Below are 12,287 nucleotides of genomic sequence, written 5' to 3' on the forward strand. Positions count from 1 at the left end.
CCGCTCAGTCCGTTTCGTCGATTTTCTTCTGCAGCGCTTCCAGGTCTTTGAGCTCGATATCCGTCTCCTGTAACAGATGTTGCGCCAGCAGCTCCGGTGAGCTGCCAAAGAAGCGGTTCAGCAGGTTTTTGAGTGCACTCTGGCGGGCTTCGGTGCGGCTGATACGGGCGCTGTAGATAAACGCGCGTCCCTCCTTGCGGTAGTCGGCGTAGCCTTTTTCCGCCAGGATTTTGCACATGGTCTGCACGGTGGTGTAGGCGGCGGGTTTTTCCTCTGACAGCGCGGCGGCGATATCCTTTACCGAGCATTCACCCCGCTGCCACAGAATTTCCAGAATGCCCTGCTCGCCATCGGTGAGCTGATCGGATTTCTTCCTGGCCATCTCTTTTCCTACTAATTATTTAGTTTTTAAACTCTAGAGTCAGCCGCCCCGACTGTCAACTAATGAATTAGTTTTAATGTGGCGGAGATCCCGGAAGATGATCGCTCGGTGCTGGGAAGGTGGTTGGAAATCCGTTACTGCGCGGGAATCACTCCGTTGCATCGTGCAGCGCGCGTGTCAGCAGGCGCTGGCGCAGGTTTGGGTAGAACTGCACGAAAGTGCCATCGAAAGCCCCGTCTTCGCGGTGACAGGCGACGCAATCGTTGCCGGCGGGAATCATCGGCGCCGCACTGCGGTCGCCGGAAAAAATATAGAAGGCACTGCGGTCGGCAAACCGCTGTTTGTCCAGCAGGTGAATTTCAAAGCTCGCCAGTTCGCCCTGCACCACGCCGTCCACCGCGGGCGCCGGAGTCTGCTGGGTATCGTAGAAAGACAGCGCCAGCATGGTGCCGTTGGCATATTCGCCATGATCTTGCAGGTAGCGATAGGCGCGGGGTTCCATCTGTACCACCTGGATCTGCCCGGGGCTCGCAGCGCTGAACCTGCGTGCATCACCCTGCGGATAGCCGTGGCCGACAACAGCGCCGACAAAAACCCACTCGTCCAGTTTTGCCGGTCGCTGCAGCTGGTCGGCACTGTCGAATTCGGCCGCATCGATACGCCCCGCGGCGGCGGAGCCATTGGCAACGCACAGGGCGATCGTGGCGAACAGCGGGAGCGATATAGTTTTCACTGACATGAAAATCCTTTTTGTCGTTATTGGGTAGGCCTGAGTTATCGGGGGAGCGGATTAATCGCTTTCGCGCCCAAAGCGTCTCCGGTAGTCGCCCGGCAGTATGCCCAGTTGACGGAGAAAGGCCCGGCGCAGTTGTTCCTGCGAACGGAAGCCGCACTGTGCAGCGACTTTTTCCTGTGGCAGGGCAGAATCCGCCAGCAAATGACGCGCCTTTTCCGTGCGCGCACGCTCGACAAATTTGGCCGGGGTGCAACCCAGCTCATCGGTAAACAGGCGCGCGAAATTGCGCGGACTCATCAGCGAACGCTGCGCGAGCGTGTCGACGCCGAGCGGCTGGGCCAGATTGCCGTAGATCCACTCCACCAGTTCCGCAAAGCGGTCGCTGTCCACCTGGCTGGACAGGTGGGAACTGTACTGCTGCTGTCCGCCATCGCGTTTCAGGTACAGGACCAGGCGCCGGGCCACGGCCAGCGACAGCGTGCGACCGAAATCCTCTTCAACCAGTGCCAGCGCCAGATCCATACCGGCGGTGATACCGGCGGAACTGTAGATGTTGCCATCGCGCACAAAGATCGCGTCCGCATCCACATCGACGCGCTCGAATACCCGCAGCAGGTCGACATCCATCCAGTGAGTGGCGGCGCGGCGGCCGTCGAGTAGTCCGGCGCCGGCAAGCAGCAGCGCGCCGTTGCAGATGGAGCCGAGGCGCTGTACTCGCCCGGCACGCTGGTACAGCCACTGGCGCAGCTTTTCATTCTGCTGCTGGCGCGCCACGGCGACGTCTTCACCGCCGCACACCAGGAGTGTGTGAATGTCGCCAGCGTCGGTATAAGCGCCATCGGCGCTGAGGCGGATGCCGGAGCTGGTGGCAACCGGGCCGGGTGTCTCGGCCAGCATTTGAATCTCGTAGACATCGCGGTCGATATGGCCGCTCTCCCGCAACTGGCGATTGGCGAGGGAAAACACTTCCAGCGGGCCGGTGATATCCAGGCACTGGGCACCGGGGTAGATCACCATCGACACGCGGCGGAGGGGTTCGGTGGCCGGATCGGGCGGTGGCGCTTTCATCGACACAGTGTTCCACAAAGCGCCCGCGGCAGGAATGACAAAACACAGGCAAAAACTGCCAGCCGCAGCTCCTCCCCTCCCAGGCCATCCCCCCCGGAAACCTGTTTGCGACCAATGGCAATCAGGCCCGATCCTCGCGCGGACGGCGTTCACCGCGGAAACCGGCTTCCGCCAGCCGCAGGCAGTGGTCGCGAATGTCCCTGGGCCAGTCGGCAATTTCCGCCACAAACAGATCCCGCTCACCGGCAAACAGGGCGCGGTTGGCTTCCTCAAAATGCGGGCGGTTTCCGGCCATTGCCTGCATAAAGCGATAGCAGGATTCCCGCGCCAAGCGGCGCCGGTCCCTGCCGCTATTGGCGCGCCGGCCATCCTCCACCAGTTTGCGCAGCGCCACCGAGGCGCCGCCAGGCTGGCTGTTCAACCACTCCCAGTGACGCGGCAGTAGTGTGACCTCCCGCGCCACCACACCGAGTTTCGGACGACCGCGGCCGCGCTTGGCGAGAGCCTCGGGCTGCTCGCGATCTCGGGGGGCCGGCTTCTGGCGACGCTCCACCTCTTCGATACTGCCGCGGAAATCCACTTCGACGATACGGCTATCGCGGTCGTCGAAGAGCAGCAGTGCGGCCAGTTGATCCTCGTCCAGCTCCCGTTTGCAAGTGCTCACTACCTCCGCGACACCACCGCTGGCAATGAGTTTTTCACCGAGGAAGGCGCTGCAGTGAGGCGCCGTTTCGCTGTTGGTCATGCTATGGACTCCACTGTTTTTACCCGGGTAATATTATAGGATAATTTTGCCCGGGTAAAATTAATTACCGCCTAGGGGTTGTGTCCCGAACGGATTAGCATTGTTTGCAAGTATTCACTTACGGAGTTTGCATGATACGCAGAGCGGTTGCCGGAGATCTGGAACGGCTAGAGCAGCTCTGGCTCTATACCGTGGTCACCAGCCACCCGAGCCTGCCGCGGACCTACTGGCGCGGACGCCTGGACGAATTCCGCCGGAGCTACCTGGGCGCGGAGAACTGCCTGGTCTTTTATGAAAGCCGCCGCGGTACGGCGGATGGCTTTGTCGTGGTTGGACGGGGGCAGGTGCTGGAGTTTCTCTGTATCACACCGGCCGTCGCCGGACGCGGCGGTGGCAGCGAGCTGATGCGGGCAGCCAAGGTTGGACGGGCACAGCTGGAGGCCACCTTGCTTCAGGAGAATCTAGGCGGACGCTATTTTCTGCAGCAGCACGGTTTCGTCGAGGCGGAGCGCAAGCCCAGCGCGACAGCGGCGCAGGCGGAAATCGTCATGCGCTATTCCGCCGGGCGCGAGGCGGCAGCTTGAGCAATCGGTGGTCACAGGGCCGGCCCGTCATATAACCAAAACTTTAGTTATCACTCATTTTTATTGTTTCTCAATCCGATCTGGCGCGCGTAGGATTTCAGCTGTCCATTTACCAACGCAGCTTTGACAACCATGGGACTGAACGCCAGCACTCGCAGTATCGTCGAACCGGAACGCACCTTTCACCACGGCGCCGACCTGGACGCACTCAACCGGCGCTTCAACGAAGCCCGGCCGAGCGAGATCATGCGCTTCACCATCGAAGAGGCGCAGAACCCGGTGGTGTTCACGAACTTCCGTCCGCTGGCCGTCGCCTTCCTGCACCTGGTGACCCGTGCCAAGCCGGATATTCCGGTGATCTGGGTGGATCATGGTTACAACACGCCGGAAACCTATCGGCATATCGAACGCCTGATCAAGGCGTTTGACCTCAACCTGTATACCTATTCGCCGAAGATGTCCGCGGCGCACTACAACGCTGTCTACGGCGGTATCCCCAAGCTGGATACTCCCGAGCACGATTTCTTCTCCCGCACCGTGAAGCTGGAACCCTTCAACCGCGCGATGCAGGAATTGAAGCCGGATGTGTGGCTGAATGGTATCCGCCACGACCAGAACGCGCATCGCAAGGGGCTGGATGTCTTCACCAAAGGCAATCACGGTACCGTGCGCGTGGCGCCGATGTTCCACCTGAAGGAAATCGACGTCGAGGAGTATGTGTACGAGAACGACCTTCCCGACAACGATGTCTACTTCGATCCGACCAAGGGTGAGGAACACCGGGAGTGTGGGCTGTTGTTACAGAAATAGATCCTGTCATCCTGGAATGAGAAACGGCCGCTTTGCGCGGCCGTTTTCGTTTAGGGGAGCTTGTCTACCGGGGCCTCTTTAGGCCAACCTCCCCCGAGTCCCGAACAGATTAGACGTCCAAGTTCTCCACCGCCAGCGCATTGCTCTCGATAAAGTCCCGGCGCGGTTCCACCTGGTCGCCCATTAGGGTGGTGAAGATCTGGTCGGCGGCGATAGCGTCCTCGACGGTGACCTGCAGCATACGGCGGGTTTCCGGGTTCATGGTGGTATCCCACAACTGTTCCGGGTTCATCTCGCCAAGGCCCTTGTAGCGCTGGATACTGTAGCCGCGGCGGCTCTCGCTCATCAACCACTCCAGGGCTTCCGGGAAGCTGCCGACCGGCTGCTGTTTCTCGCCACGCTGGATATAGGCGCCCTCTTCCAGCAGGTCCACCATCTTTTCGCCCAGCGTCTGGATAGCGTTGTACTCGGCGGACTCGAAGAACTCGTGCCCGATGTCGTAATCGCTGCCAACCCCGTGGGCGACGATATGGATATGGGGCAGGAACAGGCCGCGCTCGGTATTCTCCTGCACGGTTACCGTATGGCGGCGACCGCCACCATCGGCCTCTGTCGCCAGCTGTTCCTGCAACCGTTGGCACCAGGTTTCCATCTTCTCCCGGGACTGCAGATCTTCCGGCTTCAGGCTGGGCAGGTAGATCATGTTGCGCAGTACTTCGTCCGGGTAGACACGCGACAGGCGATCGATGGTCGACAGTACGGCGCGGTACTCGGCCACCAGCGCCTCCAGGGACTCACCGGACAGGCCGGGCGCGTCGGGATTGACGAACAGTGTCGCGCTGTCGAGGGCGGCGTTGGTCAGGAACTGGGTCAGCGCCCCCTCGTCTTTCAGGTATTGTTCCTGTTTGCCTTTTGCGATCTTGTACAGCGGCGGCTGGGCGATAAACACATGGCCGCGCTCGATCAGTTCCGGCATCTGCCGGAAGAAAAAGGTCAGCAGCAGGGTGCGGATATGGGCGCCGTCCACGTCGGCATCGGTCATGATAATAATGCTGTGGTAGCGCAGTTTGTCCGGATCGAATTCGCTCTTGCCGATACCACAGCCCAGGGCGGTGATCAGTGTGCCCACCTCGGCGCTGGACAGCATCTTGTCGAAACGCGCCTTCTCCACGTTCAGGATCTTGCCCTTCAGCGGCAGGATCGCCTGGGTGCGGCGGTCGCGGCCCTGCTTGGCGGAACCGCCGGCGGAGTCGCCCTCCACCAGGTAGATTTCAGACAGCGCCGGATCCTTCTGCTGGCAATCCGCCAGTTTGCCGGGCAGGCCGGCGATATCCAGCGCCCCTTTGCGGCGGGTCATCTCCCGCGCCTTGCGCGCCGCCTCGCGGGCCTTGGCGGCATCGATCATCTTGCCGACCACCGCCTTGGCCTCCTGCGGGTGCTCCAGCAGGTAGTCGTTGAAGTGGTGCGCCATCTCCTGTTCTACGGCCGGTTTTACCTCGGAGGAGACCAGCTTGTCCTTGGTCTGGGAGGAGAATTTCGGGTCCGGCACTTTCACGGAAATGATCGCGGTCAGGCCTTCGCGGGCGTCGTCGCCGGTGGTGCTGACCTTGTCCTTCTTGCCCAGGCCTTCGCGCTCGATATAGCTGTTCAGGCCGCGGGTCAGGGCCGCGCGGAAGCCCGCCAGGTGGGTGCCGCCATCGCGCTGGGGAATGTTGTTGGTGTAGCTGTAGATATTTTCCTGGAAGCTGTCGTTCCACTGCAGGGCCACTTCCACGGCGATGCCGTCTTCACGTTGGCTCTGGAAGTGCAGCACCTTGTTGATCGGCGTCTTGTTCTGGTTCAGGAACTCCACAAAGGCGCTGAGACCGCCCTCGTACTCATAGATTTCTTCCTTGCCGGAGCGCTCGTCCTTCAGCACGATGCGAACGCCGGAATTCAGGAAGGACAACTCGCGCAGGCGCTTGGCCAGTACATCGAAGTGGAATTCGATATTGTTGAACGTCTCTGCGGAGGGCTTGAAGTGGACGGTCGTGCCGCTGGTATCGGAGTCGCCCACCACGTCCAGCGGCGCCTGGGGCACACCGTGACTGTAGATCTGCTCGTGGATCTTGCCGTTGCGGCGGATGGTCAGTTTCAGTTCCTCGGACAAGGCGTTGACCACCGAGACCCCCACGCCATGCAGGCCGCCGGAAACCTTGTAGGTGTTGTCATCGAACTTACCACCGGCGTGCAGCACTGTCATGATCACTTCCGCGGCGGACACCCCCTCCTCCGCATGCACCTCGGTCGGGATACCGCGGCCGTTGTCGGAGACGGAGATGGATTCATCCGGATGAATGACCACGCGAATCTCGTCACAATGCCCCGCCAGGGCCTCGTCGATGGAGTTGTCCACCACCTCGAACACCATATGGTGGAGACCGGTACCGTCGTCGGTATCGCCGATATACATGCCGGGGCGCTTTCGCACCGCATCCAGGCCTTTCAATACCTTGATACTGCTGGAGTCATAGCTGTTCTGCTCTGACATTTACTCACTCCATCAAATTGCGGGGCCGATCGGATTCGGCACTGATACGCCCATGTTCCACGTGGAACACTGTCGGGCAATTCCAGGGTGAAGCCAGGGTCAGCCAGGGACGGCTGGTGGCTTCACGGTCAATTCCTGTCACCAGCACCTGGCTGGCACAGCGACTTACCCACTGGGCAAATCGGCTCTGATTATCTTCATCCAGCTCAGCCGGCAGGTCGTCCACCAGGAATACCGGTTTCTGGTTCCTTTGGCGCACAAGCTCGGCCATGGCAGTGCGCAGCGCGCAGACCAACATCTTTTGCTGGCCGCGGGAGAGGATATTCTGTGCTGCCTCGCCGGCGACGCTGAAACGCAGATCAGCCCGGTGCGGGCCACTGCGGGTATGCCCCTGGGCAAGGTCTCCATCGCGGGATTCCACCAGTGCCTGGCGCAGATCCGACTCCTTGCGCCAACCGCGCCGATAGGACATTTCCACCCGCGCCAACGGCGAATCCGGCAACTCGCGGATAAAAGCGGAGGTGGTGGCATGCAGTTCAGTGAACACAGCCCGGCGCAATTCGTCGACTCGATTTCCACTTTCCGCGAGTCGCTGCTCCCAGATATCCATCAAATCAGCGCTGATTTTACCACGTCGGAGCAGCGCATTTCGCTGACGCAATGCGATCTGGTAGTTTTTCCATTCCTGCGCGTAATGATGTTCCACGTGGAACACCGTCCAGTCCAACAACTTCCGCCGCACACCGGGGCCGCCGTCCAGTGCGGCGAAACTGTCACTATTGATGACCTGCAGTGGCAGACAGCTGGCCAACTGGGAGCTGGACTCCGCCGGCGCACGATTGATGCGAATACGCCCCCCGCCGCTGCGCAACCGCTCGACTCCGAGCTGGAAACCGCTGTCCAGCAGACCAAAGACGGTCAGCGTGTCCTGACCTTCCTGGATCACCGCCCGGTGCTGGCGGGAGCGAAAGGAGCGGCCTGTCGCCAGCATATGCACCGCCTCCAGCAGCGACGTCTTGCCGCTGCCGTTGACACCAAAGAAAAGGTTCACGCCCCGCCCCAGCGCCAGATCAGCGCTGTCGATATTGCGAAAATGGGCCAGCGACAACCGGGTCAGCGCCACGGCCCCTCCTCTCGCGCACCGGGCATCAGCACACAGGGAGCAGGATCGCTGTCCCAATATAAAAAGACCGCCATCCCGGGGAAGATGGCGGCTTTTTCAGTCGAAAACGGCAGGCGGTCGAAAGTCATCAGAGCCGCATCGGCATAATCACATAAACCGCATCGCCCTCTTCCGGCTGTTGCAACAGCGCACTACTGTTGGCATCCGCCAAGCCGATACGGATCTGGTCGCTGTGAATGGCACCGGTCACATCCAGCAGGTAGCCGACATTGAAGCCGATCTCCAAAGGCTCGCCGACATAGTCCACCACCAGCTGCTCCTCGGCCTCCTCCTGCTCCGGGTTATTGGCGACAATCTGCAGCGACCCCTCGGACACCTGCAGGCGCACACCGCGATACTTCTCGTTGGACAGAATGGCCGCGCGGGAAAACGCCTGGCGCATCGCCTGGCGATCGGCAAAAATCTCGTTACCGGTCGCGCGCGGCAATACCCGCTCGTAATCCGGGAATTTGCCGTCCACCAGTTTGGAGGTGAAAGTGAACTGGCCACTGATAACGCGGATATGGTTGTTGCCCAACACCACATCGGCCTGCGCGTCGTTGTCTTCCAGCAGCCTGCCCAGTTCCAGTACGCCCTTGCGCGGTACGATTGCCTGGATCGGCGACTCCACATTCAGGCCCGGGGCGTCGCGGTCGCAAAGCGCCAGCCGGTGGCCATCAGTGGCCACGGCGCGCAACTGCTGCGGGCGACATTCGAGCAGCAGGCCGTTCAGGTAGTAGCGCACATCCTGCTGCGCCATGGCGAAGCTGGTGGCTTCGATCAGGCGGCGAATCTCGCGCTGGGAAATGGCAAAGCGGGTCTGGGCGCTGGTCTCCTCCTGGTTCGGGAAGTCCGCTGCCGGCAGGGTCGACAGCTGGAAGCGGCTGCGACCACTGCGCAGCACCAGGCGCTCGCCGTCGCGCTCGAACTTAAGCTCGGCGCCATCGGGCAGTGAGCGGCAGATATCCAGCAACTTGCGCGCCGGCACCGTCACCTCACCCTCCATTTCCACGCCGTCCACCGGCAGGCGGCCGACGATCTCCACCTCCAGGTCGGTACCGGTCAGGGCCAGCTCCTGTCCCTGCAACTGCATCAGCACATTGGACAGCACCGGCAGGGTCTGGCGCTTTTCCACCACACCGGCAACCAGTTGCAACGGCTTGAGAAGGGCGTCCCGGCTCACATTGAATTTCATCGGTAGTTTCGCCTTGTTAGTCGGTTTGTTCTTTGGGGAATGCCTGAAATGCCGATCACTGCCAGTCGGGCATATCCCAGTCTTGTCAGGGGATCAGGTCGTCAGCGAGCGCGTCAGCAGTTTGACGTCCTCGCGGATATCCGCATCGGATTCCTGCAATTGGCGGATTTTACGGCAGGCGTGCAGCACCGTGGTGTGATCCCGCCCGCCAAAAGCGTCGCCAATCTCCGGCAGGCTGTGGTTGGTCAGCTCCTTGGCCAGCGACATGGCCACCTGGCGCGGGCGCGCCACCGAGCGGCTGCGTCGCTTGGAGAGCAGATCGGCCACCTTGATCTTGTAGTACTCGGCCACCACGCGCTGGATATTGTCCACACTCACCAGCCGGTCCTGAAGCGCCAACAGATCCTTGAGCGCCTCACGCACGAGAATATCGTCGATCGGGCGGCCGGTGAACTGGGCGTTCGCAATGACCCGCCTCAGCGCCCCTTCCAGCTCGCGCACATTGGAGCGAATACGCTGGGCGATAAAGAATGCGGAGTCATGGGGCAGGTCCACACCCACCTGCTCCGCCTTTTTCATCAGGATGGCCACCCTTGTCTCCAGTTCCGGCGGTTCCACCGCAACCGTCAGCCCCCAGCCAAAGCGGGACTTGAGGCGCTCCTCCAGGCCATCGATCTCTTTCGGGTAGCGATCGCAGGTGAGGATGATCTGCTGGCCACCCTCAAGCAGCGCGTTGAAGGTATGGAAGAACTCCTCCTGGGAGCGCTCCTTGCCGGCAAAGAACTGGATATCATCGATCAGCAGTGCATCCACAGAGCGGTAGTAGCGCTTGAAATCGCTGATCGCATTCAACTGCAATGCCTTGACCATATCCGCGACAAAGCGCTCCGAGTGCAGGTAGACCACTTTCGCGTTCGGATTGCGCTCCATCAGGGCGTTGCCCACCGCGTGCATCAGGTGAGTCTTACCCAGGCCCACACCGCCGTATATAAAGAGGGGATTGTAGGCACCGCCGGGGTTATCGGAGATCTGCTGCGCGGCCGCCAGGCCCAACTGGTTGGACTTACCCTCGACAAAGGATTTGAAGGTAAAATTGCGGTTGAGGGAACTGCCGTGCTTGATCGCCCCCTCGACCTCGACATTGCGCGCCGGCGGCGGCTCGGCCGCAGGGCGCTGCGTTGGCGAACGCAGGTCAGTCAACGCCAGTTCGCCACTGGTAATCTGGTCGGCAGTCGCCTCTTCCGCTGCGGCGCGCGACGCCGCACTGGCATCGTGGCCGCCGAAACGGGCCTGTGGGGCAGCGCCGAACTGCGCACCGGCGGGACTCTGACGCCGCCCCACGGGAGCCGCCGCGACTCCCGGTTGCGGCGCGCCACCGCCGAAAGTGTCGTCGGCCCGCGGGCGCTCGGCAGCGGGACGGCTGCGCTGGAAGCGCGTGGGGCGGCCACCCGCCGGGCGGCGCTCGGTGATGTCCAGCACCACCTGCGGCGGCTGTTCGCCGCCAAAATGCTGTACCAACTCCAGGATGCGGTTCAGGAACTTGTCTCCCACCCAGTCGCGCACAAAGCGGTTGGGCGCCAGCAGGCGCATCTCTCCGGCCGCGGCAGCGGAACTGACCCGAAGCGGCCTGATCCAGGTATTGAACTGCTGTGACGGCAATTCATCCTGCAAACAGGTGGCACACTGCTTCCATACGGATTCAGACAAGAAACCCCCTAAAACCCCAACAAAAGAGACCTGGATAAAGGCGACAAACCGGTATTGCGTTTTGTCCGGGGCCGCCGAAAAAGATTCGGGCAGTATACCTCTGCCCCCCAATGTTATCCACAGAAAAAGGCAGCTTTGAAGAAAAAAAGCGCTCGAAAAGTGCCGGACAATCAAAGGCTTGCACACTATTTAGCCAGACAATGCCCCACTCCTCGGAATTTCATCCACAGGCAATCTGTGGATATCTTGGGGTCAATCGGTGGGCATTCGGGATTATTCGCGCCGACTCAATCACTTGCCATCGCGGTCGTCAAAACGTACGCGTGTACCGGTCGATGCCATCCATCGCGAAGCGCTATTTATTGGCTCCCGGCGCGTTGATTTAACTGGTGCCTTTCTATACAATCCGCGGCCTTCGCAGCGCATTGCTCCGCCTGCGCCGGTCGATACCGGAACCGGAGCTCAGGCGGCGGCCGGGGACCTCCCCGAGAAATTCCGAATACAAAGTCTCAGGTAGCAAGACAATGAAACGTACATTTCAACCCAGCAACTTGAAGCGCAAGCGCAACCACGGTTTCCGCGCCCGCATGGCCACCAAGAACGGTCGCAAGATCCTGGCCCGCCGTCGCGCCAAAGGCCGCAAAGTCCTGTCCGCATAAAATGCTTCCCGCGGATGCGGGAGCCCCTCCTTTTATGCCACAGACGCGCAGCGACTTCGGATTCCCCAAGCCGCTGCGTTTGCTGAACGCGGCCCAGTATCGCGCTGTCTTCTCCGGCACACAGATCCGCGCCGCGCACCCCAATCTGCTGATTCTCGCCAGCCGGAATGATCTCGGGCACCCGCGCCTGGGCCTGGTCATGGCCAAGAAACACGTCCGCAACGCCACCGACCGCAACCGCATCAAACGTATCGCCCGCGAGACCTTCCGCCTGCGACAGCACCAGTTGCCGGCCGTCGACGCGGTGGTACTCGCCCGCCCCGGCGCCGGGGCGCTGGACAATGCCGCGCTGGGCAAGCTGTTCGACAAGCTGTGGCGCAAACTGGCCAAACGCGCACAACAACCCGCAACCGGGAACCGGCACACCGGGGAGCGGAAACGCAGGCGCGCACCGTGACCCGCCTCGCCATCAAACTGATCCATGTCTATCGCTACCTGGCCAGTCCCTGGGTCGGCAACCAGTGTCGTTTCTACCCCACTTGCTCGCATTATGCGGAAGAGGCATTAAAAACCCACGGATTCCTGAAAGGGGGTTATTTAAGCGTCCGGCGCCTTATAAAATGCCACCCCTGGCATCCCGGCGGACTGGACCCGGTTCCCCCCGCCCGTGAACCAACCGACCCGAAACCCCGCTCAACTAGGTAACAAG

The 12,287-nt window shown here is 61.2% G+C and carries 13 protein-coding genes; 5 read left to right on the top strand and 8 right to left on the bottom strand.

Going from position 1 to position 12,287, the window contains the following annotated elements; genetic code table 11:
* Positions 1-4: 4 nt before the first annotated feature.
* The 4 genes from MWN76_RS07410 to MWN76_RS07425 all read right to left on the bottom strand — a co-directional run bounded on the left by MWN76_RS07410 (position 5) and on the right by MWN76_RS07425 (position 2,931).
* Positions 5-382 carry a BlaI/MecI/CopY family transcriptional regulator gene (locus tag MWN76_RS07410; protein WP_250460654.1) on the bottom strand — a complete coding sequence of 126 codons (378 nt, stop codon included), beginning with the start codon at positions 380-382 and terminating at the stop codon, positions 5-7.
* A gap of 148 nt (positions 383-530) precedes the next feature.
* A complete protein-coding gene (locus MWN76_RS07415; RefSeq protein ID WP_250460655.1) occupies positions 531-1,115 on the bottom strand; it encodes a cytochrome P460 family protein in 585 nt (194 codons plus the stop codon).
* Between the two features lie 57 nt (positions 1,116-1,172).
* Positions 1,173-2,186 carry a GlxA family transcriptional regulator gene (locus MWN76_RS07420; protein WP_250460657.1) on the bottom strand — a complete coding sequence of 338 codons (1,014 nt, stop codon included), beginning with the start codon at positions 2,184-2,186 and terminating at the stop codon, positions 1,173-1,175.
* Positions 2,187-2,307: 121 nt separating this feature from the next.
* Positions 2,308-2,931 (bottom strand): DUF2239 family protein, encoded by a 624-nt coding sequence (locus tag MWN76_RS07425; RefSeq protein ID WP_250460659.1) that lies wholly within the window; start codon positions 2,929-2,931, stop codon positions 2,308-2,310.
* A 131-nt stretch (positions 2,932-3,062) separates the two neighbouring features.
* Here MWN76_RS07425 and MWN76_RS07430 point away from each other — a divergent pair, with 131 nt between their 5' ends.
* The gene (locus MWN76_RS07430) at positions 3,063-3,515 is read left to right on the top strand and encodes a GNAT family protein (RefSeq protein ID WP_250460661.1); all 453 of its coding nucleotides are present in this window, start codon (positions 3,063-3,065) and stop codon (positions 3,513-3,515) included.
* Between the two features lie 132 nt (positions 3,516-3,647).
* Positions 3,648-4,325 carry a phosphoadenosine phosphosulfate reductase domain-containing protein gene (locus tag MWN76_RS07435; protein WP_250460663.1) on the top strand — a complete coding sequence of 226 codons (678 nt, stop codon included), beginning with the start codon at positions 3,648-3,650 and terminating at the stop codon, positions 4,323-4,325.
* Between the two features lie 109 nt (positions 4,326-4,434).
* On the opposite strand, the gene gyrB is transcribed toward MWN76_RS07435, so the two are convergent.
* From gyrB to dnaA, 4 genes are all read right to left on the bottom strand, one after another.
* A complete protein-coding gene (gyrB, locus tag MWN76_RS07440) occupies positions 4,435-6,855 on the bottom strand; it encodes a DNA topoisomerase (ATP-hydrolyzing) subunit B (protein ID WP_250460665.1) in 2,421 nt (806 codons plus the stop codon).
* A 4-nt stretch (positions 6,856-6,859) separates the two neighbouring features.
* Entirely contained in the window at positions 6,860-7,978 is a 1,119-nt protein-coding gene (recF, locus tag MWN76_RS07445) for a DNA replication/repair protein RecF (protein ID WP_250460667.1), read from the bottom strand.
* A 127-nt stretch (positions 7,979-8,105) separates the two neighbouring features.
* On the bottom strand, positions 8,106-9,212 hold the full coding sequence (gene dnaN, locus MWN76_RS07450) for a DNA polymerase III subunit beta (protein WP_250460669.1): 1,107 nt from the start codon (positions 9,210-9,212) through the stop codon (positions 8,106-8,108).
* Positions 9,213-9,305: 93 nt separating this feature from the next.
* Positions 9,306-10,919, bottom strand: coding sequence for a chromosomal replication initiator protein DnaA (gene dnaA / locus MWN76_RS07455; RefSeq protein WP_250460671.1), 1,614 nt, complete (start codon positions 10,917-10,919; stop codon positions 9,306-9,308).
* A gap of 524 nt (positions 10,920-11,443) precedes the next feature.
* Here dnaA and rpmH point away from each other — a divergent pair.
* Genes rpmH through yidD form a run of 3 tightly spaced genes read left to right on the top strand, consistent with a single transcriptional unit; the run spans position 11,444 to position 12,283 of the window.
* Positions 11,444-11,578 carry a 50S ribosomal protein L34 gene (rpmH, locus tag MWN76_RS07460; RefSeq protein ID WP_067084833.1) on the top strand — a complete coding sequence of 45 codons (135 nt, stop codon included), beginning with the start codon at positions 11,444-11,446 and terminating at the stop codon, positions 11,576-11,578.
* A 34-nt stretch (positions 11,579-11,612) separates the two neighbouring features.
* Positions 11,613-12,035: a ribonuclease P protein component gene (gene rnpA / locus MWN76_RS07465; protein WP_250460674.1), complete on the top strand. Its 423-nt coding sequence runs from the start codon at positions 11,613-11,615 to the stop codon at positions 12,033-12,035.
* On the top strand, positions 12,032-12,283 hold the full coding sequence (gene yidD, locus MWN76_RS07470) for a membrane protein insertion efficiency factor YidD (RefSeq protein WP_250460676.1): 252 nt from the start codon (positions 12,032-12,034) through the stop codon (positions 12,281-12,283). Before rnpA ends, yidD begins: the two co-directional genes overlap by 4 nt.
* The last annotated feature ends 4 nt before the right edge of the window (positions 12,284-12,287 follow it).

The organism is Microbulbifer litoralis, assembly GCF_023634065.1.
GTDB lineage: Bacteria > Pseudomonadota > Gammaproteobacteria > Pseudomonadales > Cellvibrionaceae > Microbulbifer > Microbulbifer litoralis.